Genomic DNA, 20,098 nt, shown 5'->3' on the forward strand with positions numbered 1-20,098 from the left:
GGTGCGTCCCGGCCGGCGGAAGATCAGAAGGGGTACCAGCGCACCTCGGGATCGTCCTCGCGCAGCGACGCCACCCGGCGCCGGAACTCCGCCAGCGCCTTCGGGTTCGACGGTGCGTGCTGGGAGACCCAGGCGCAGCTCGCCGTCTCCCGTGCGCCGCGCAGCACGGCGCACCCTTCCCAGGTGCGTACGTCCCATCCGTACGCCTCGGTGAAGGCGTCGTAGGACTCGGCGGGCAGGCCGTAGCGGTCGCGGGAGAGAGCGAGGACCACCAGGTCGTGCTCGCGCAGATCGGAGGAGAAGGTCTCCAGGTCGACCAGGACGGGGCCGTCCGGTCCGACATGGACGTTGCGGGGCAGTGCGTCGCCGTGGACCGGGCCCGGCTTCAGGTGCGGGGCCAGTGCCGCAGCGGCCTTGGCGAAGCCGTCTCGCCGGCCGCGCAGGTAGTCCGCGTCCGCGGGGTCGACGGCGTCACCCGCGAGCCGCAGCCAGCGCTCGACGCCACCCAGCAGTTCCCGGCGGGGCAGGACGAAGTCCTCGGGTGAGGGCAGCGCGTGGACCTGAGAGAGCAGCGGGGCCAGATCACGCGGTTCGGGCGGGCGTACCGCTTCGGGGAGCCGGTGCCACAGGGTCACCGGGTGGCCCTCCACCACCCGGGCACCCGGTTCGGCGGCCCGCACGGCGGGTACACCGCAGGCGTCGAGCCAACGCGCCACCGCCACCTCGCGCTCGGCACGCTCGCGGAGTTCCGGGTGGTCCGTGGCGTCCCGGCCGACCTTGACCACCAGGTCGCCGTCGGCGAACACCGCGTTCTCGCCCCATGCCAGGAGTTCCGCCCCGCCGGGCAGTCCGGCAGCGTCCAGTACCTCGCGCGCCCGCATCTCGTTCATGGCTCGATTTTCGCATCCGCGCAGGCCACCTTGACGAACGCCCGGTCCGTCCGCACGATGACGGAGGCCGCCGGGGCGGCCATAGACGGATGAAGCCGATCCATGCATATGAAGGGGTCGAATTCATGACAACTGCGACCGCGGCGAAGCGGTCAGGGCCACAGGGCCCCAGGGCAGGGGGCAGCGCCGCCCGGGACGGAAAAGGGCGGATCCGCCGGGACGGCGGTGCCTGGTTCCTGGTGTTGCCGGCGCTGATCCCGATTCTGATCCTCAGTGTGGGCCCGCTGCTCTACGGCATAGCGCTGGCCTTCACCGACGCGCAGTCCGGCCGGACCCGCTCCACCCGGTGGACCGGTCTCCTGAACTTCCAGGACCTGCTGCACGACGGCCTGTTCTGGGACTCCTTCCGGATCGGCCTGGTCTGGGCGGTCGGAGTCACCGTCCCCCAGTTCGTGCTGGCGCTCGGCCTGGCCCTGCTGCTCAACGCGAACCTGCGGATGCGCTGGCTCGCCCGGGCGCTCGCGATCATCCCTTGGGCCATGCCCGAGGTGGTCGTCGGCATCATGTGGCGGCTGGTCTACAACCCCGACGCGGGCATCCTCAACGAGACGGTGCGCGATCTCGGGCTCGGCGACGGCAGGGACTGGCTGACCGGACTCGCCACCGCGCTCCCCGCCGTCATCGTCGTGGGGATCTGGGCGGGGATGCCGCAGACGGCGGTGGCGCTGCTCGCGGGACTCCAGAACACCCCGGACGAACTCCACGAGGCGGCAGCCCTGGACGGAGCCGGCGCCTGGCGCCGATTCCGCACGGTCACCTGGCCGGCGATCAGACCGGTCGCCCTCGCCATCAGCGCGCTCAACTTCATCTGGAACTTCAACTCCTTCGCCCTGGTCTACGTACTGACCAGCGGAGGACCGGGCGGCCGGACCCGGCTGCCGATGCTCTTCGCCTACGAAGAGGCCTTCCGGTACGGCCAGTTCGGCTACGCCGCCGCGATGGGATGTGTGATGGTCGCCGTCATCTCCGTACTGCTCGCGTTCTACCTCGTGGGCCGGCTGAGGGGAGGCGAGGACGCATGAGCCTCCGTACCGGTTCCACCGCGCGCGCCGGGCAGTACGCCGCCCTCCTGTGCTATCTCGTCTTCCTCGCGTTCCCCTTCCTCTGGCTGCTCTCCACGGCCTTCAAACCGGCCCGCGAGCTGGGGTCGCTTCATCCGACGTGGATCCCCCGGAACCCGACCCTGGACAACTTCCGGCAGGCCTTCGACGAACAGCCGCTCCTGCGGGCGGCGGCGAACTCGCTCACCGCGGCGCTCTGCGCGGCCCTGATCGCCGTCGTCATCGCCACGCCCATGGCCTATGTGATGGCGCGTCACCGGGGACGGCTGGCGGCGGCCGCCACCGGATGGGTCGTCGTCAGCCAGGCGTTCCCCTTCGTCCTGGTGATCATCCCGCTGTTCCTGGTCCTCAAGAACCTGCACCTCATCAACTCGCTGTGGGGGCTGATCCTGGTGTACGTCGTATGGTCCCTGCCCTTCGCGCTCTGGATGCTGGCCGGTTACGTACGCGCCGTGCCCCCCGAACTCGAAGAGGCGGCCGCCGTCGACGGGGCGGGGAAGGGCCGGATCCTGATGTCGGTCGTCGCCCCGCTGCTGGCTCCCGGGATCGTGGCCACCGCGCTCTTCGCCTTCATCACCGCGTGGAACGAGTTCTTCTTCGCGCTCGTCCTGCTCAAGACACCGGAGAAGCAGACCTTGCCGGTCGTACTCACCCACTTCCTCGGCGCGGAAGGAGTGGCCGACCTCGGACCGCTCGCCGCGGCCGCCTTCCTCGCCACCCTCCCGTCCCTCGTGATCTTCGCGCTCATCCAGAAGCGCATCACGGGCGGTCTGACGGCCGGGGCGGTGAAGCACTGATGCGCCGCCGGGGCCTTCCCGCGTTCGCCGCCGCCGTGACCACCGCACTCGCCCTCCTGCTGGCAGGCTGCACGGCGGACGGTGGAGGTGGCGCGGAAGACGGTGTGATCCGGCTCAGCTTCCAGTCGCTGGCCTGGCAGAAGGAGTCGGTCGACGCCAACAAGCAGCTGGTCCACGAGTGGAACGCCGCCCATCCGGACATCCAGGTGGACTACGTCCAAGGCAGCTGGGACAACGTCCACGACCAGCTGCTCACCTCCTTCGAGGGCGGTGAGGCGCCCGACATCATCCACGACGCCTCGGACGACCTGGCCGACTTCGCCTACGGCGGTTACCTCGCCGACCTGAGGCAGCTGCTCCCCGGCCGGCTGACCGAGGACATCCCGCGCGCCTCCTGGGAGACCACCACCTTCGGTGACGGCGTCTACGGCGTTCCGTTCCTCCAGGAGCCGAAGGTCCTCATCGCCAACACGAAGATCCTCAAGTCCTCGGGCGTGCGGATACCGACCCCCGAGAAGCCGTGGAGCTGGTCCGAGTTCCGGCAGGTCACCGAGAAGCTGACGAAGCGGGGGACGTACGGGGTCGCCTGGCCGCTCAAGGAACCGGTCTCCGTCACTCTCAACCTGGGGCTCTCGGCCGGCGGGCAGCTGTTCCACCGGGGTGCCGACGGCAAGGTGACCATCCGCTTCGGCGAGGGCGACCAGGTGATGCCCGGGACGGTCCGGGACCAGGTCAACTCCGATGGGAGCGCGGCGCGTCAGGCGCTGGGAATGGGAGGGTCGGACGCGCTTCCCGGCTTCTTCGGCGGCAAGTACGCCATGGTTCCGCTGGGGTTCTCCTACCGGCAGCAGGTCGCCGAACAGGCTCCCGAGGGCTTCGAGTGGACGGTACTCCCCGCCCCGGCCGGCAGCGGCGGGCTCGCTCAGGGAGTCAGCCCGCAGACCCTCTCGATCTCCCAGGACAGCCCGCACAAGGAGGAGGCGATGAGCTTCGTCGACTTCCTGCTCCGCCCTGCCAACATGGTGCGGCTGGCCAGGGGTGACTGGATGCTGCCCACCGGCACGCAGGCCCTGGCGGACCCGGCGCTGCACACCGAGGAGAACGGCTGGGAGGCCGGGACCGCCCTCGCCCGGGCACTGCGGCCCGCGCCCGCGCAGTCGGTGCGCGGCTACCCCGAGTGGAAGGACAAGGTCGCCACGCCGGCGCTCCAGGAGTACTACAGCGGAGCCATCGACACGGAGGAGCTGAAGAGACGTCTGGTGGTCGACGGGAACCGGGTGCTCGCCCGCTACCAGCGCTGACGCCGCTCTTGTGCACGATCCTTCATCCGGTCCGCCAAAGAGACTGGACGAGACGTCTCGTCTCGTCTATCTTCGAGGCATGACAACGACTCCGCGTGCTCACATCGCCATGTTCTCCATCGCCGCCCACGGGCACGTGAACCCGAGCCTCGAAGTGATCCGGGAGCTCGTCGCCCGCGGGTACCGGGTCAGCTACGCGATCCCGTCCTCCTTCGCCGAGAAGGTCGCCGCCGCGGGGGCGGAGCCGGTGATCTACACCTCCACGCTGCCCACCGCCCCGGAGGACTGGGGCAGCGAACCCATCGACTGGGTCGAGCCCTTCCTCGACGACGCCGTCCAGGCGCTGCCCCAGCTCCTGGCGGCGTTCGAGGGCGACGAACCCGACCTGGTCCTGCACGACATCACCGCTTACCCGGCACGCGTCCTCGCCCACCGCTGGGACGTCCCCGCCGTGCAGCTCTGGCCGAACCTCGTCCCCTGGGAGGGGTACGACGAGGAGATCGGGCAGCCCGGGAACGCCGAGCTGAGGAAGACCGGACGAGGCAGGGCGTACTTCGCGCGCTTCGCCTCCTGGCTCGCGGAGAACGGTCTGGGCGACCTCTCCTCCGACGACTTCGTGGCCCGGCCGAGGCGCGGCCTCGTGCTCATCCCCGAGGCCCTCCAGCCCAACGCCGAGCGCGTGGACCACGATCGCTTCACCTTCGTCGGAGCCTGCCAGGGCGAACGCGCCGACCAGGGGGAGTGGAAGCGGCCGGCCGAAGCGGAGAGGGTCCTGCTGGTCTCCCTCGGCTCCGCCTACACCGCCGAGCCGGCGTTCTACCGCGAGTGCGTCGAGGCCTTCGGGGACCTGCCCGGATGGCACACCGTGCTTCAGATCGGAGCGCACGTCGATCCGTCGGAACTGGGCGATGTGCCGGGCAACGTCGAGGTGCACTCCTGGGTGCCTCAGCTCGCGATCCTGCGGCAGGCGGACGCGTTCATCACTCACGCGGGGGCCGGCGGCAGCCAGGAGGGGCTCGCCACCTGCACCCCGATGGTCGCGGTCCCGCAGGCCGTCGACCAGTTCGGCAACGCCGACATGCTGCAGGCGCTCGGAGTCGCGCGGCATCTGCCGAAGGAGGAGGCGGACGCGGCCTCGCTGCGCGCAGCGGTCCTGGCGCTGGTGGACGACCCCGACGTGGCCGCGAGGCTAGCGCGGATCCAGGAGCGCATGGCGGGGGAGGGAGGCACCCGGCGTGCCGCCGACCTCATCGAGGCCGAACTGCCGGGGCGGTGAGGCGGGGACGGCGGTCCGAGCCGGCCACCTCTCCGTTCCCGGTCACCGGTGACCAGTCACCTGGGAGCAGGGTGACCGGTGCCGGCCGCCCTTCCGTTCCCGGCCGCCGGAGCGCCGTCAGGCGTCCGCGTCTCCCGCCCGGCAGTGTGTGGGTCGGGAACCGGGTCCGGCGGTGAAGCCGAGGAACGCCATCTCGCTGTTGTCCCCCCGCAGTCCGACGCCGCCCGCCTCGGCCAGTCGGCCCGGGTCCGTGTCCTCGGCCTCCAGTACGGTCCTGCCGTCGACGGCCAGGGTGAGCCGTACATGCCCCTCGTCGCAACGGCCGGCCGTGGCCGCGATGTGGTGCCACCGCTCGTAGGAGAGGGCGTGTTCCCCGGTGGCGAGCGTGGTGTAGACCCCCTCCCCGCCCGGCAAACCACGCGGTGGGTACTTCCGTTTGAGGGTGACCGTGGAGTCACGACGGCAGAAGCTCAGCGCGTAGAGCTCCTGCGGGCTGTGGTAGCGGAGCCAGAGGTGTCCGCCGTCCCAGCCGCGGGCGGGGGTGCGCGGGGTCGTGCCCGGAGGTCTCACGAACATCCAGCAGCGCACGGCGGTGTCGCCGAAGTCCCGGCGGTGGGTGACCAGACGGAAGACGGAGGACCCCGTGCGGGGGCTGGAGCCGGGGCCGGAGGGTCCACCGTCCGGCGGCCCGGTCCACCCGCAGGACCAGTGGGCGAAGAGGGATCCGCTGGTGACGTCCCAGTCGTCGGAGAGGCGCGCGTCGTCGGCGTCCGGGTGGCTGTGGGCGTACTCGTTGGTGATCAGGCCATCGCTCGTGAAGAGGGGGCTGAAGACCGCCCCCGGGCCGCCGGACACTCCCGGGGCCCACGGCGCCGGGCCTCCGCCCGGAGCCGGGTTGCCGCGCGCCTTGCCGTTCACCTCGGTCGCGGGGGTCTGCGTGTCCGGTACGCCGGTGGCGAGCACCGCGGCGAGCCCGGCCGCGGAGGCGGCGGCCGCGGCGAGCAGCGCGCGCCGGCTCGTCCCGCGAGATCCCTCGGTGCCCCCGGCCCTCCTCACGCGGCGACCCCTGTGGCGGCCGTGGACCCTGATTTCCGTGTGTTGCCCGGCATCGGCGTGCGGGGCGCATGACTGGCGATGTGCACGGATGAACGATGCCAATCCGGCGTACCGGGTCCACCTGCCCGCGGCCTCCTGGAGCGAGTTCACCCGTCCGGTGCGCCTGTTCGACGTGATGGAGTGCGGTGTTCGGGCGGCCTGCCCCTGCGCGGGTGTGAAGAGGCGGTCGCAACTGTGACCGAAGTTCGCCGACTCCGTGACGGCTGCATGAAGGTCTTGATCTGAGCGCGTCAATCGAGCAGTGTTTCGAGGCAGCCCCCGGAGATCTTCCGGCCGAGGGCCAATCCCCCCACAAAGAATGACGAGGAGACCCCTCTTCATGGCGATTCACAAGCGCATACGCTCGGTCAAGCTCACTGCCGCGACCACCGCGGTGGCGGCGGCCGTCGGCGTCACTCTGCTCACCACGCCGCTCGCCGGGGCCGCGACGGCGCCCGCGATGGGCACCGTCTACGGAGCCGACGCGGCGACCGCCGTCTCCGGCAGCTACATCGTCATGCTGGACGAGAAGGCCGACAAGGCCGATCTTGCCGAGGAGTACGGCGGAAAGCTCCGCAGGAGCTACAGCTCCGCCGTCAACGGCTTCTCCGCCGATGGCCTTTCGGAGACCGAGGCGAAGAGGCTCGCGGCCGACCCGGCCGTCGACAAGGTGGTCCAGAACAAGAAGTTCCACATCGACGCCACCCAGGACAACCCCCCTTCCTGGGGGCTGGACCGGATCGACCAGGCCGGGACCGCAGGGGACGGCGCCTACACCTACCCGGACTCTGCGGGCGGCGACGTCACCGCGTACGTCATCGACACCGGTGTGCGGGTCACCCACAAGGACTTCGAGGGCCGCGCCACCTCGGGCTTCGACGCCGTCGACAACGACGACGACGCGGACGACGGCAACGGTCACGGCACCCACGTGGCCGGAACCATCGCGGGCGCCTCCCACGGTGTGGCCAAGAAGGCGAAGATCGTCGCCGTCCGCGTCCTGGACGACGAGGGCTCGGGCACCACCGAGCAGGTCGTCGCCGGCATCGACTGGGTCACCGCCAACCACGAGGGCCCGTCCGTCGCCAACATGAGCCTCGGCGGGTCCGCGGACCCCGCCCTGGACGCCGCCGTACAGAAGGCCATCGCCTCCGGCGTGACCTTCGCGGTCGCCGCGGGCAACGAGTCCACCGACGCGGGCGAGGGCTCCCCCTCACGCGTACCGGAGGCGATCACGGTCGCCTCGTCCACCAAGGACGACCAGCAGTCCTCCTTCTCCAACTACGGAGCGGTCGTGGACATCTACGCCCCCGGCTCCGACATCACCTCGGCCTGGAACTCCGGCGACGACGCCACCAACACCATCTCCGGCACATCGATGGCGACGCCGCACGTCGTGGGCGCGGCCGCCGTGTACCTGGCCGGGCATCCGGACGCCACCCCTGAGGAGGTCGCCGCCGCGCTCACCGGCGGGGCCACGGCCGACGCCATATCCGACGCGACCGAAGGAACCGCCAACAAGCTCCTGAAGATCGTCGAGTAGGTCGGGTACAACTGACCCCGAGGCCGCCGCGCTCTCCCCCACGGGGCGCGGCGGTCTCGGGCCTGTCCGGCGGATCTTCGCGGGCCCGCGAAGATCCGCCGGACAGACCCTCGGCGCGCCGGGTGGATCGGGCCCCCGGCGACGCGCCCCGTGCGGACCTGGTGAGCCCGACACCCTAGGGTGGGGACCATGAGCGCGATGTACGCGGCACTGCTGCGGGGGATCAATGTCGGCGGGCACCGCAAGGTCCCGATGCCTGAACTCCGCGAACTGCTCGGGAAGCTGGGGTACGCGGACGTCGCGACCCATCTGCAGAGCGGTAACGCGGTGTTCCGCAGCTCGTCCGGTGACGAGGAAGCACTCCGGGCCGAGGTGGAGCACGCCATCGAGTCGCACTTCGGGTTCCCGGTGGACTGTCTCGTCCGCTCGGCCTCGTACCTCGCGGGAGTCGTCGACGCATGCCCCTTCCCGGCGGCCGAACTCGAGGGCAAGCAGCTCCATGTGACGTACTTCGACCGGCCCGTCGACTCCGCGCGCTTCGCCTCGATCGACGCGGAGTCCTTCCGCCCCGAGGAGTTCCGGCTCGGGGACAAGGCCCTCTACCTGTACGCCCCCGACGGGCTGGGACGTTCCAAGCTCGCCGTCGCCCTCGGCAGGCCCGCCGTCACCCGTGGGCTCCTGGCCACCAGCCGTAACTGGAACACCGTCGTGAGACTCGTGGAGATGACGCGTGACTGAGCCCTCTCCGGCCGTGGCCGCAGCGATCGAGGGCGAGCTCCGCCTGCTCGATCCCGTGGTGCGCGCGTCCGCCGACGTACTGGCCGGCCTCCTGCACCCCGATTTCCGGGAGATCGGCACCAGTGGTCGGCTCTGGGAGCGGGACACCATCATCGCCATGCTCACGGACCCCGACGCGCCGCGCCCCGGACCTCTCACCGCGTCCCGGATGAGAGGTGAGCAGCTCGCGCCCGATCTGGTGCACCTCACCTTCGACACCGAGTCCAAAGGGCTCCGCTCCCACCGCAGTTCACTCTGGCGGCTGACCGGGGACGGCTGGCGCCTCTACTTCCACCAGGCCACCCCCTTCATCGACGACCCGTTCGCAGAGGTCTGAGGCGCCCGCCGCCTCCCAGGCACGCCCGCAGCACGTGCGGGGCCCTCGGCGCAAGGACGCGGAGCCGGACTGATCCGGGCCCGGGCTCCGGCCGGTTCTCGCCGGAAGGGCCAGTTCCGGCCAGAAGGGCGGCCCGGGCAAAAGGCAGGTAAAGCCGACCGAACGGACGGGCGTCACCGGCTTCCGGGAGGACTCCGGGGATCCCCCGTCCGCCGGCCTTCCGGGCGGCGCCGGGCGTGTGTGAACGCGATGCGCGTAGACAACGGCCGAAGTCCGCCCCGGTGTTCCTCGCTTTGCAGCAATTCGCAGACCGGCTCCGTCCGGTGAGCGGACGCCGGTGTGCGGAGGGCGCCGACGCGGCCACCGGGAGCGGGCGGCCCCCCTCGCTGCGGCGGTCCGGAAGGCGACCTTGTCACCAGCCCAAGCGGAGTCAAGGATTCGTGGCGTGCGGTTGGCAGGTCCACGGCGAGAAATCCCACTGGTCGTGGAGAGCCGCACACCCGGACCGCCCACCCAGCGGACCGGCACCCCCCAAAACCGGAGGACCCTGTGACCTTCAAGCGCTTCGCCCCCCTCGGCTCGATCTCCAGACGTGCTCGCCTCATCGCGGCGACCTCGGGTCTGGTGACCGCTGTCGCGCTTGCGGCACCCACCGCGGTCGCCCACGCGACCCCGGACGCCACCGTGACGAAGGCGGAGCTGGCCGAGGCCAGTTCGGCGGTACGCGGCGCCGACATCGCCGGCACCGCCTGGTACACCGAGGCGAACACCGGCAAGGTCGTCGTCACCGTCGACAGCACGGTCACCGCCGCCGAGATCGCCACGATCAAGAAGTCGGTCGCCGACACGGGCGCCAAGGCCGACATCAAGCGGACCCCGGGCACGTTCAACAAGCTGATCGCGGGCGGCCAGGCCATCTACGCCGGCGGCGGTCGCTGCTCACTCGGCTTCAACGTCCGCAGCGGCAGCACCTACTACGCCCTGACGGCGGGCCACTGCACCGAGATCGGCAGCACCTGGTACACCAACTCCGGTCAGACGTCGGTGCTCGGATCGCGTGCCGGCAGCAGCTTCCCGACCAACGACTACGGGCTGATCCGGCACAGCAACTCCGCCAACGCGGACGGCCGGGTCTACCTCTACAACGGCAGCTACCAGGACATCACCACGGCCGCGAACCCCAGGGTCGGCCAGGCGGTGAAGCGCTCCGGTTCCACCACCGGGGTGCACAGCGGCACGGTCACCGGGCTCAACGCCACGGTGAACTACGGCGGTGGCGACATCGTCTACGGCATGATCCAGACCAACGTCTGCGCCGAGCCCGGCGACAGCGGCGGCTCGCTGTTCTCCGGCAGCACCGCCCTGGGTCTCACCTCCGGCGGCAGCGGCAACTGCTCCTCGGGCGGGACCACCTTCTTCCAGCCGGTCGTGGAGGCCCTCAACGCCTACGGCGTCAGCGTCTTCTAGGAAGACCCGACCCGGCACATATGTCCTTCCGGCGGGCCGCGCTTTCCGAGCGCGGCCCGCTGCCGTGCCCGCCCACGTCATCGGGCGCGCTGCCCCCGCCGGTCTCAGTTCGTCAGCCAGCCCCTGAGCGTGGCCTGCACTCCCGCCTGGAACCTGGTCTCGACGTTCAGCGCCTGCATCAGACGGGAAATGCGACGGCGGACCGTGTGCACATGGACATCCAGCCGCCGCGCGATGGCCTCGTCCTTCAACCCCGAGGCCAGCATGGTCAGCAACTCCCGTTCCTCCTCCGTGACCTGGCCGTGCGATTCGGACCCGATGGGGGTGGCGTGCTCCCAGACCGCCTCGAACAGCGGCACCAGCGCGTGGCTCAGCAGCGAGTCGCTCACCAGCAGTGCCGACGCGGTGGGGTCGGCCGCGTCGGTCGGCGGGAGCAGCGTCACCCGGCGGTCGACGGTGATCAGCTTCGTGGGAAGGTCCGTCCCCACCCGTATCTGCACGCCGTGCGCGGCGAGTTCGTCCAGCCCGCGTGCGCGGCCCTGGAAGCTCAGCCCTTCCCGGTCCACCACCGCCCTCACCCGGACCCCTCGCCGTACCGGGTCGGTCATGTTCAGCGGGGCCGGCATGCCGTCCGGGGCGCTCGCCGCGTACGGCGGCCGGTCGAGCAGCGCCACTTCGGTGGTCGCGGACACGAGGAGCCCGGCGACGCGTTCGGCGATCGCCTCGCTGCCGTGGATCGTCTCGATCCCGAAGGCGCCGGTGTCGTGTGCCGTGCTCAGCAACTGGGCGGCCATCCGGTCCACCGACCCAGTCAGCTCCTCCAGTTCGGCCGAGCGGTGCAGCAGATCCGCCTGGCTGAGATGGATCAGGCCTCGGAGCGCGGTGGCGGGGGCGACCGGGCTCGGAAGCTTCCTCGCCCCCTGCCCCGGCGGAAGAGTGAAGCCGCGCCCGGCCAGCCCGTCCAGCGCCGCGGTGACCCGGCGCACGGGCAGTCCCAGGCTTCGGGCCAGCGCGGCTCGGGTGCCGTGTTCCGGCTCGTTGAGCAGGGCTTCGTACACCCTGAGCTCGACCGACCCCAGCCCGAGGGCCTGCCACCGTACGTCCTGATCCGACTGGTCCACGGCGACGATCTTCGCTGTCCGTTGCGGGGTACACAAGTGTGCACGTACACAAGTCGGCACCTGGAACACATTGTTCACCGGGGGCCTCCGGTACTTGCATGTGGGCACCGACATCCGGTCCCGTGCCAGTGCTAACGGAGGAACAACGTGCGAACAGCACCCCGTAGGAGAGCCGTCAGATCCGGAATCCCGGCGGGCATGACCGTCGGCCACGGAGTCGCCGCGCTTCTCGCGGCTGCCGGCCTCCTGGTCTCGGCCGTCCCGGCCGCCCAGGCGGCGCCTGCCACGGACCCCGCCGCGTCCTCGGTGGTGCCCGGCGACGAGACGGCCACCCCGGCCCTCGTCACGGGCCTTGACGAGGCCGCCGCCGCGACAGGCAGCGCCGCCGATGCCGCGCGTGGGCACCTCAAGGCCAAGTCGAGCCGCTACCACATCGCCGACGCGGACAAGAACCTCGTTTCCGCCGGTACCGAGACCGAGGGCGGCCGTGAGACCGTCCGCCTCCAGCAGAAGTACAAGGGCGTACCGGTGCTCGGCGGGCAGTACGTCGTGCGCATGGACAAGAAGGACGGCAAGCGCACCGTCACCGGCACCTCGGGCAAGTACTTCACCCGGCTGAAGCTGGACACCGTGGAGCCGAAGGTCACCGAGCAGAAGGCGATCGAGCGGGCCGTCGGCGCCGTCATGACCCAGCTCGGCTCCGGCCCGGTACGCAAGCCGGCCGCCGAGGGCTCGGCGAGCCTGAAGTCCGCCGACGCCAAGTCCACGCTGACCGGTTCGGCCGAAGGACTCGCCGTCCTGCCGCAGGGGGACGGCGTCCTCACCCGGCACATCACCGTTACCGGCACCAGCCCGCTCGACGGCAGCCCGGTCAAGCAGAACGTGTACGTCGACGCCCACTCCGGCTTCCCGCTGCTCCAGTACAGCGCGATCAAGACCTTCGGCGCCTCGGCCGGTGTTCCCGCTTCGTCCGGTGCCACCGGCGACGCCCCGGAGCAGGCCTCCACCGCCGCCGCGCAGGAACTCGTGGTGAAGGGCTCGGGCAAGCGCTACAACGGCGAGACCGTCGACGTGAACCTTTACCGGGGCACCGACGGCGCGCTCCAGACCATCGACTACGGATTCCGTGGCACCAACCCGAATGTCGGTCCGCTGCTGGCGACTTATGACGCCCGCGGCAAGGAGGCCGCCTCCGCGTCGGGCGTCTGGCCGAGCGGGATCAAGACCTTCCGCCCTGCCACCCCCGAGCTGGGTGAGGACTACACCAACTCCGGCGCGGTCGACGCGCACTGGGGCGCCCACCAGGTCTACGACTACTACAAGTCCAACTTCGGCCGTAAGGGCCTGGACGACAACGACGGCTTCATCTACTCCCTGGTCGGTGTGGTCAACAACGGCCAGCCGTTCAACAACGCCTTCTGGGACGGCGGGAAGATGGTCTACGGCCAGGGCGGCGGTGACTACCGAACCTTCTCGGCGGACACCGACGTCGTCGGCCACGAGATGACCCACGGCGTCGTCGAGCACAGCGCGGGTCTCGTCTACGCAGGTCAGTCGGGTGCCATGAACGAGGCGATCGCCGACTACTTCGGCAACGCGATCGACGTCACGGCCAACCACATATCCATGGACGACCCCGACGCCGCGCTCCTCGGCGAGGACCTCTGCACCACCGCGAGCCCGCGTGACTGCGCTCTGCGCGACCTGGACGACGGCGCGACCACGTCCAAGGACTTCATCGGCGTCTCCTACCGGGCCGACAACGGCGGAGTGCACCTCAACTCCACGATCTTCTCCGGCGCGCTCTGGGACCTCCGCCAGGACCTGGACCCCGCGTTCGCCGACAAGATCGTCTACCGGGCGCTGACCGCCTACATGACCCCGCTCGACGGGTTCACCGAGGGTCGCGCCGCGGTCATCGCGGCGGCCCAGGAACTGGGCGCCACCAAGGCCCAGATGAAGATCGTGAAGCGCTCCTTCGACGCGCACGGCATCGTGCCCGGCTGGGAGACGGCGCTCGGCGTGGACACCGACACCCTGCTCGGCAAGGTCAACGTCTCCGGGACCGGCGTCGGCGCCGGTGGTGGCAAGTACGCAGTCTCCCGGAGCAACGAGGACGGCAGCGAGCCCTACTCCGTCTGGCTCGGCAACACCAACGGCAAGGGCGGACAGAAGCTGGTCAGCCCGAACAACGGCAACTTCAACGTCTACGCGACCACGGACGGCAAGAACGTCGCCTGGGCCGAGTACGGGGCGACGAGCATCCTGTTCCACGTGCGCCCGGTCGGCGGCGGGGTGGTCAAGACCGTGGGCGCCTCGGGGACGAACGTGTCGGGCGTCGCCCTTGACGGTGACTACCTCGTGTACTCGGTGATGGACCCCTACACCGGCGTGCAGCACGTCGCCTACATCAACATCAGGACCGGGGCGTCCGGCATGGTCGACGACGGCCGCCACGAGCTCTCGACAGCTCTGCCGTCCGTGCGGGACGGCAAGATCGCCTACGCCAAGATGTGGCCGGAGAGCGGCGGCTACAAGCTGGGCGTGGAGGTCTTCGACACCGCCACGGGCACCAAGAAGCTGATGCCCGTGGACAAGGACACCGCCATGGGCATCGGTCAGACCGCCATCACCGACGACGGCGTCTTCTGGATCTTCGACCAGGACCTGACCGACGGCTACAAGGCAGCGGTCGAGCGTGCCGCGCTCGACGGCTCGGACCACATCACCGTCCTCCCCGAGGCCGGCGAGGGATCGCTGTACGCCTACGCCCTGACCGCGTCCGACGACGCCGTCACCGTGACGAGCCTGCCTGCGGCTACGAGCTACGCCAACGACACGCTGCCGAAGCTCTACCAGACGACCCCCGAGGGCAAGGGCGGCCCGCGCCGCGTCTCGTGCAACCGCGGCGACCAGGTGTACCCCGCCTCGGACGCCGGGACCCGCGTCCTCTGGCTGGACGGCACCACCGGATACACCAACCTGGTGAAGCGCGACCGTCCGGCGGGCAACTGCTGACCTGAAAGCGGCCGTTGACAGAAAGCGGTCCGGACTCCCCGGAGGGGCCCGGACCGCTTCCGCGCGTTACCAGGGAATTCAGGCGGTCATCGCGCCCTCGGCGGGCAGAGATGCCTCGTCGTACCGGTTCAGCAGCAGGCGGGCGAGTGCGTCGGACGGACCCAGCACGTCGGCCAGCACATCGGCCCCCGCCTCCTCGGCGCCCGCGGCGATCCGGTCAGGGAGCCGGCCGGGGGCGATCACGTACGGGGCCACCGCGACCCGCCGTACGCCGTCGGCGCGCAGAGCGCGTACGGCGTCGGCGGTGCGGGGGATTCCCCCGGATGTGACAGCGGAGGCGAACGCAGGCCGCACGGCGCACCAACCGGTGTGCCGCAGCTCCCGCGCGATTTCAGCGATCACTGCGATCGCCTCCGGGTCTGTGGAGCCCGCCGAGGCCAGGACCAGACCGGTCGAGGCCTTGTCGGCGGGCGTGATCCCCGCCTCCGTGAGCCGCTGCTCCAGGGCCGTGTTCAGGAGGGGCGAGGGGCCGAGGACCTCGGCCTGGCGGATACGGAGACGGGGCAGCCGGGCCCTCGCCTCGCGCAGCACCGAGGGGATGTCCGACTTGGCGTGGAAGGCACGGGTCAGCAGCAGCGGAAGCGCCACGACCTCGTCCGTGCCCTCGGCGGCGAGGCGCTCCAGCACCCTGGGCACGGACGGGGCGTTGAACTCGAGGAAACCCGTCTCCACGCGCAGCCCGGGACGCAGCGACCGTACCCGCGCGGTGAGAGCGTGCACGGTCGCCGCGTGCCGCGGGTCGCGGCTGCCGTGGGCGATGACGAGGAGGACCGGGGATGCCATGGAAATCAGCTCTTCACCAGGAGACCACGGCTGCGCAGTACGCGCCGCTCCAGCGGACTGAAGATCAGCAGGTCGATCGCGATGCCGACGAAGAGGATGAGCAGGATCGCCAGGAAGATCCCCGGCATGTCGAAGTTGTTCCGGCCGTTCTCCAGCAGTTGGCCGAGCCCCAGGCCCAGGTCGGGGGAGGAGGCGATGATCTCTGCGGCCATCAGCGAACGCCAGGAGAACGCCCAGCCCTGCTTGAGCCCCGCCAGGTATCCGGGCAGCGCGGCCGGCAGGACGATGTGGATCGTCCCGCGCAGTCCCGTCGCCCCGATCGTGCGTCCGGCCCGCAGGAACAGCGGCGGCACCTGGTCGACGCCTGAGACGAGACCGTTGGCCACCGACGGCACGGCGCCGAGCAGGATCACCGCGTACATCGTCCTGTCGTCGAGGCCGAGCCAGATGATGGCCGGAGCCACCCATGCCACCGACGGCAGCGACTGCAGCCCGGACAGGATCGGGCCGATCGCGGCCCGGACCACCTTCACCCGTGCCACCAGCATGCCCAGGGGGGTGCCGATGGCGACGGCCATCACGAAGCCGAAGAGGCCGCGCGACACACTCGTCCAGATGACCTCGAGCAGCGTGCCCTGCAGCCACATGTCGGTCAGGCTGTCCCAGACCGCCGCGGGCGGCGGGAGCTTGTAGTCGTCGGTGACCTTCGCCCAGACCAGCAGTTGCCAGACGAGGATCACCAGGACGACCGCCACCACGGGCGGCAGAACCTTGTTGAGGAGGATCTCGCGTGCGGGCGTCCGGCGCACCTGGACCGCGTCGAGCGCGTCCAGGCCCGCTTCGAGCCCCGCCAGATCGTCGGCCTTCGTCTCAGTGCTGGCCATGTCGGCGGATCTCCCCACGCAGTTCTTCGGTGATCTCGACGGACAGTTCCGCCACGGCGGTGTCCTCGATACGGCGAGGCTGCTCGATGTCGACCGTCCACTCGCGGGCGATCCGCCCCGGGCGCGAGGAGAGCAGGATGACGCGCTGCGCCAGCCGCACCGCCTCGCGCACGTTGTGGGTCACGAAGAGGACGGAGGCGTTCGTCTCCCGCCAGATCCGGGTCAGTTCGTCGTGCAGCACATCACGGGTGATGGCGTCGAGCGCGGCGAACGGCTCGTCCATCAACAGCAGTTGGCTGTCCTGGGCGAGCGCGCGGGCCATCGCGACCCGCTGGCGCATACCGCCCGAGAGTTCGTGCACCCGCTTCCCGTACGCCCCGCCGAGGCGTACGAGTTCGAGCAGCCGCTCGGCCTCCGGGCGGCGGTCCGACTTCGGCACCCCGCGCAGACGCAGGGCGAGTTCGATGTTCTTGCCCGCGGTGAGCCACGGGAAGAGGGCGTGCTCCTGGAACATCAGGGCCGGCCGCCCGCCGGGGGTCTCGATGGACCCCGCGGTCGGGCGGTCGAGTCCGGCCACGAGATTGAGCAGGGTGGACTTACCGCACCCGGAGGCTCCCAGGAGGGTGACGAACTCACCCGGGGCGACGTCGAGCGTGATGTCGTCCAGGACGAGTTGCTGCCCCGTGGGTCCTGCGAAGGACTTGGAGACGTTCCGGATGCGAGCGGCGTGCTCGACCGCTGTACGGTCCTCGGCCTTGGTGAGGGTGGTGGTCGCCATGGTCGTCACCTCCTGGGAGTCTTCAGGGAACCTGGTGCGGTCGGGTGGTTACTGGGCGCCGAGACCGGCGTCGGCGACCTCGGGCTGCCCCTCGGCCTTGAGGATCTTGTTCAGCGGCTTCAGGTCGTAGATGCCCTTGAGGTCGGGCTTCTCCAGCAGGCCGGCGCCGACCGCGTGGTCCGCCTGCGCCTGGAGCGTGGCGGCCAGCGGGTCGTCCGTGATCTGGATGGACTCCCACGCCGGGTCGAGCACCTCGGCGGCCAGCGGCTTGCCGCTCAGCTTCTCCAGCGCCGCGTTGGCCGAGGCCTTCGCCTTGTCCGGGTTGGCGTTGATCCACTTGTTGGTCTTCACCGTGCCGCGGAGCACCGCGTCCACGACGTCGGGGTGCTCGGAGAGGAACTTCTGCGACACGATGATGTTCGTGATGACGAACTTCTTGTCCGGCCACAGGGTCGATTCGTCGAGGAGGATCTTGCCACCCTCGGCGACCAGCTTGGAAGCGGTCGGCTCCGGGACCCAGGCGCCGTCCAGCGAACCGGACTTGAAGGCGTCCGGGGTCACCTTGTTGTCCGAACGGACCACGGACACATCGCCCTTGCCGCTCTGGGCGTCGACCTTCCAGCCCTTCTCGGCGATCCAGTGGAGGAAGGCCACGTCCTGGGTGTTGCCGAGCTGCGGGGTGGCGATCTTCTTGCCCTTGAGGTCGTCCAGGGTCTTGATCTTCTTCGGATCGACGACGAGCTTCACGCCTCCGGAGGCCGAGCCGCCGATGATGCGCAGGCTCTGGCCCTTGGACTTGGCGAAGCCGTTGATCGAGGGGGAGGGGCCGATGAAGCCGATGTCGATCGAGCCCGCGTTGAGCGCCTCGATCTCGGAGGGCCCGGCGTTGAACGTCGAGGGCTTGACCTCGGTGCCGCCCAACTCCTCGGCGATGAGACCTTCCTGGATACCGACCAGGGCGGTGGCGTGCGTGAGGTTCGGGAAGTAGCCGATCTTCACGGTGTCGGCCGAGAGCTTCTTCCCGCCGGCGGCGACGTCCGCCTTCGCGGAGTCGTCCTCCTTCGCCTCGGAGCCGTAGCCGCAGGCGGTGGCCGCCAGGGCCAGGAGCGGCAGGGCTGCGGCGGCGGCGAGGCCGCGGCGGAGAGCGGTACGGGTGACAGGCACGGGAGGCTTTCCTCTCGTAGGCCCGGTTCTCACGTCCCCCTGGAGTGGGGCGGCGCGGCCGGGCGGTCGGCAGGTCTTCGTCGGAACTGGCGGTGCGGGTGGTACGCGGGGGCGCGCAGGCAGTGCGCGTACGTCATCACGCACATCGCCCGACCCCGCCCTGTCCGCTGCCGAGGGCGCCGCTGCCGACGCGGCCGCCCTCCTTCGCGAAGGTCGAGAAGAAGTCACCGTTCATCAGAAGTCCCACTCCGCGTCCTCGGCGGAGGTGCCCGCGTCCGCTTCCGCCTCGGCGGCGAACGACACACCCGTCATGCCGGCCGTCAGCGTCGTCCCGTCGGCGGGGTCGATCAGCAGGAACGATCCGGTGCGCCGGGAGTCCGCGTACGCGTCGAGGGCGAGCGGTTCGGCGGTGCGGACCACGACCCGGCCGATGTCGTTGGCCACCAGCTTGCCGGGGGCCGGGTGCTGGGAGAGATCGTCGAGCGTCAGGCGCGACGGGATGTCCTTGACGATCGCCTTGACCGTCCGGGTCGTGTGCTTGATCAGCACCCGCTGGCCGACGGTGAGCGGCTGGTCGGCCACGTGGCAGACCGTCGCCTCCACGTCCTGGGTGGTGGCGGGGGCGTCGTCGGCCGGGGCGATCAGATCGCCGCGCGAGACGTCGATGTCGTCCGCCAGCCGGATCGTCACCGACTGGGGGGCCCAGGCGATGTCGACGCTCTCGCCGAGCGCGTCGATGCCCTCGATCGTCGTGGTGCGCCCGGACGGCAGCACGGACACCGTCTCACCGACCCGGAACACCCCGGCGGCGATCTGCCCGGCGTACCCGCGATAGTCCGGGTTGTCGGCCGTCTGGGGGCGGATCACGTACTGCACGGGGAAGCGCGCGTGGCAGGCGGTGAGGTCGTGGCTGACCGGGACCGTCTCCAGGTGCTCCAGGACCGTGGGGCCGCCGTACCAGTCCATGTGCGCGGACGGCTCCACGACGTTGTCCCCGGCGAGCGCGGAGATCGGGATCGCGGTGATCTCCGGGACGCCCAGGGAGGCCGCGTACGCGGTGAACTCCTCGGCGATCGCGGCGAACACCGGCTCCGCGTAGTCCACCAGGTCCATCTTGTTGACCGCGAGGACCACGTGCGGGACGCGCAGCAGGGCGGCGACCGCGGCGTGCCTGCGGGTCTGCTCGACCACGCCGTTGCGGGCGTCGACCAGGACGACGGCCAGCTCGGCGGTGGACGCGCCGGTGACCATGTTGCGGGTGTACTGCACATGGCCGGGGGTGTCGGCGAGGATGAAGCGGCGCCGGGGCGTGGCGAAGTAGCGGTAGGCCACGTCGATGGTGATGCCCTGCTCGCGCTCGGCCCGCAGCCCGTCGGTGAGCAGCGCGAGGTCGGGGGCCTCCTGGCCGCGGTTGGTCGACGCGAGGGCGACGGCCTCCAGCTGGTCGGTGAGGACCGACTTGGAGTCGTGCAGCAGGCGTCCGACGAGGGTGGACTTGCCGTCGTCCACGGACCCGGCCGTGGCGAAGCGCAGGAGGGTGGTGGCCGAGAGCTGTTCGGCGGTGGTGGTCATGGCGGGCCTCTCGTGTGGATCAGGCCGGTTCAGGGAGCGGAGTGCGGAGCCGTGCGCGGCAGGGAGGAGTACGGAGGTGACGCGGAGCGCCGTGGGCCGGCGGCCACGCCGAGC

18 protein-coding genes are annotated in these 20,098 nt (G+C 70.6%); 10 read left to right on the forward strand and 8 right to left on the reverse strand.

The features are described 5' to 3' along the window. Positions 1–23 precede the first annotated feature (23 nt). On the reverse strand, positions 24–890 hold the full coding sequence (locus ACGFNN_RS16365; protein ID WP_393556397.1) for a phosphotransferase: 867 nt from the start codon (positions 888–890) through the stop codon (positions 24–26). A 125-nt stretch (positions 891–1,015) separates the two neighbouring features. Between ACGFNN_RS16365 and ACGFNN_RS16370 the strand changes: the two genes are divergently transcribed. The 4 genes from ACGFNN_RS16370 (at position 1,016) to mgt (ending at position 5,385) form a co-directional block, all read left to right on the forward strand. Next, entirely contained in the window at positions 1,016–1,972 is a 957-nt protein-coding gene (locus ACGFNN_RS16370) for a carbohydrate ABC transporter permease (RefSeq protein WP_393556399.1), read from the forward strand. After that, positions 1,969–2,808, forward strand: a complete 840-nt coding sequence (locus tag ACGFNN_RS16375; protein ID WP_393556401.1) for a carbohydrate ABC transporter permease — start codon at positions 1,969–1,971, stop codon at positions 2,806–2,808. Before ACGFNN_RS16370 ends, ACGFNN_RS16375 begins: the two co-directional genes overlap by 4 nt. Continuing rightward, positions 2,808–4,109, forward strand: a complete 1,302-nt coding sequence (locus ACGFNN_RS16380; RefSeq protein WP_393556402.1) for an ABC transporter substrate-binding protein — start codon at positions 2,808–2,810, stop codon at positions 4,107–4,109. The genes ACGFNN_RS16375 and ACGFNN_RS16380 overlap by 1 nt, the downstream gene beginning before the upstream one ends. Positions 4,110–4,188: 79 nt before the next feature. Next, positions 4,189–5,385: a macrolide-inactivating glycosyltransferase gene (mgt, locus tag ACGFNN_RS16385; RefSeq protein WP_393556403.1), complete on the forward strand. Its 1,197-nt coding sequence runs from the start codon at positions 4,189–4,191 to the stop codon at positions 5,383–5,385. A gap of 117 nt (positions 5,386–5,502) precedes the next feature. Here the strand turns inward: mgt and ACGFNN_RS16390 are convergent, their stop codons facing one another. After that, the gene (locus ACGFNN_RS16390) at positions 5,503–6,441 is read right to left on the reverse strand and encodes a hypothetical protein (protein ID WP_393556405.1); all 939 of its coding nucleotides are present in this window, start codon (positions 6,439–6,441) and stop codon (positions 5,503–5,505) included. 88 nt (positions 6,442–6,529) lie between these two features. Here ACGFNN_RS16390 and ACGFNN_RS16395 point away from each other — a divergent pair, with 88 nt between their 5' ends. The 5 genes from ACGFNN_RS16395 to ACGFNN_RS16415 all read left to right on the forward strand — a co-directional run bounded on the left by ACGFNN_RS16395 (position 6,530) and on the right by ACGFNN_RS16415 (position 10,604). Next, a complete protein-coding gene (locus ACGFNN_RS16395) occupies positions 6,530–6,679 on the forward strand; it encodes a hypothetical protein (protein ID WP_393556407.1) in 150 nt (49 codons plus the stop codon). Between the two features lie 141 nt (positions 6,680–6,820). Beyond that, positions 6,821–8,023, forward strand: coding sequence for a S8 family peptidase (locus ACGFNN_RS16400; RefSeq protein ID WP_393556409.1), 1,203 nt, complete (start codon positions 6,821–6,823; stop codon positions 8,021–8,023). A 189-nt stretch (positions 8,024–8,212) separates the two neighbouring features. Further along, positions 8,213–8,761 carry a DUF1697 domain-containing protein gene (locus ACGFNN_RS16405; protein ID WP_393556411.1) on the forward strand — a complete coding sequence of 183 codons (549 nt, stop codon included), beginning with the start codon at positions 8,213–8,215 and terminating at the stop codon, positions 8,759–8,761. Further along, a complete protein-coding gene (locus tag ACGFNN_RS16410; RefSeq protein ID WP_393556413.1) occupies positions 8,754–9,137 on the forward strand; it encodes a DUF4440 domain-containing protein in 384 nt (127 codons plus the stop codon). The genes ACGFNN_RS16405 and ACGFNN_RS16410 overlap by 8 nt, the downstream gene beginning before the upstream one ends. 549 nt (positions 9,138–9,686) lie before the next feature. Beyond that, positions 9,687–10,604 carry a S1 family peptidase gene (locus ACGFNN_RS16415; protein WP_393556415.1) on the forward strand — a complete coding sequence of 306 codons (918 nt, stop codon included), beginning with the start codon at positions 9,687–9,689 and terminating at the stop codon, positions 10,602–10,604. A 104-nt stretch (positions 10,605–10,708) separates the two neighbouring features. Here the strand turns inward: ACGFNN_RS16415 and ACGFNN_RS16420 are convergent, their stop codons facing one another. Next, on the reverse strand, positions 10,709–11,725 hold the full coding sequence (locus tag ACGFNN_RS16420) for a LuxR C-terminal-related transcriptional regulator (RefSeq protein WP_393556417.1): 1,017 nt from the start codon (positions 11,723–11,725) through the stop codon (positions 10,709–10,711). A gap of 198 nt (positions 11,726–11,923) precedes the next feature. Here ACGFNN_RS16420 and ACGFNN_RS16425 point away from each other — a divergent pair, with 198 nt between their 5' ends. Continuing rightward, positions 11,924–14,743, forward strand: a complete 2,820-nt coding sequence (locus tag ACGFNN_RS16425; RefSeq protein ID WP_393556419.1) for a M4 family metallopeptidase — start codon at positions 11,924–11,926, stop codon at positions 14,741–14,743. A gap of 78 nt (positions 14,744–14,821) precedes the next feature. Here ACGFNN_RS16425 and ACGFNN_RS16430 read toward each other — a convergent pair whose 3' ends face one another. From ACGFNN_RS16430 to ACGFNN_RS16450, 5 genes are all read right to left on the reverse strand, one after another. Then, positions 14,822–15,586, reverse strand: a complete 765-nt coding sequence (locus ACGFNN_RS16430) for a sirohydrochlorin chelatase (protein WP_393556421.1) — start codon at positions 15,584–15,586, stop codon at positions 14,822–14,824. A gap of 5 nt (positions 15,587–15,591) precedes the next feature. Further along, entirely contained in the window at positions 15,592–16,470 is an 879-nt protein-coding gene (locus ACGFNN_RS16435; protein WP_393556422.1) for an ABC transporter permease, read from the reverse strand. Continuing rightward, a complete protein-coding gene (locus ACGFNN_RS16440; RefSeq protein WP_362549114.1) occupies positions 16,457–17,248 on the reverse strand; it encodes an ABC transporter ATP-binding protein in 792 nt (263 codons plus the stop codon). The genes ACGFNN_RS16435 and ACGFNN_RS16440 overlap by 14 nt, the downstream gene beginning before the upstream one ends. A gap of 48 nt (positions 17,249–17,296) precedes the next feature. After that, a complete protein-coding gene (locus tag ACGFNN_RS16445; RefSeq protein WP_393556425.1) occupies positions 17,297–18,412 on the reverse strand; it encodes an aliphatic sulfonate ABC transporter substrate-binding protein in 1,116 nt (371 codons plus the stop codon). Between the two features lie 234 nt (positions 18,413–18,646). Further along, positions 18,647–19,984 (reverse strand): sulfate adenylyltransferase subunit 1, encoded by a 1,338-nt coding sequence (locus tag ACGFNN_RS16450; RefSeq protein WP_393556427.1) that lies wholly within the window; start codon positions 19,982–19,984, stop codon positions 18,647–18,649. Positions 19,985–20,098 lie beyond the last annotated feature (114 nt).

This window comes from Streptomyces sp. NPDC048590 (assembly GCF_043199535.1).
Classification (GTDB): Bacteria; Actinomycetota; Actinomycetes; order Streptomycetales; family Streptomycetaceae; genus Streptomyces.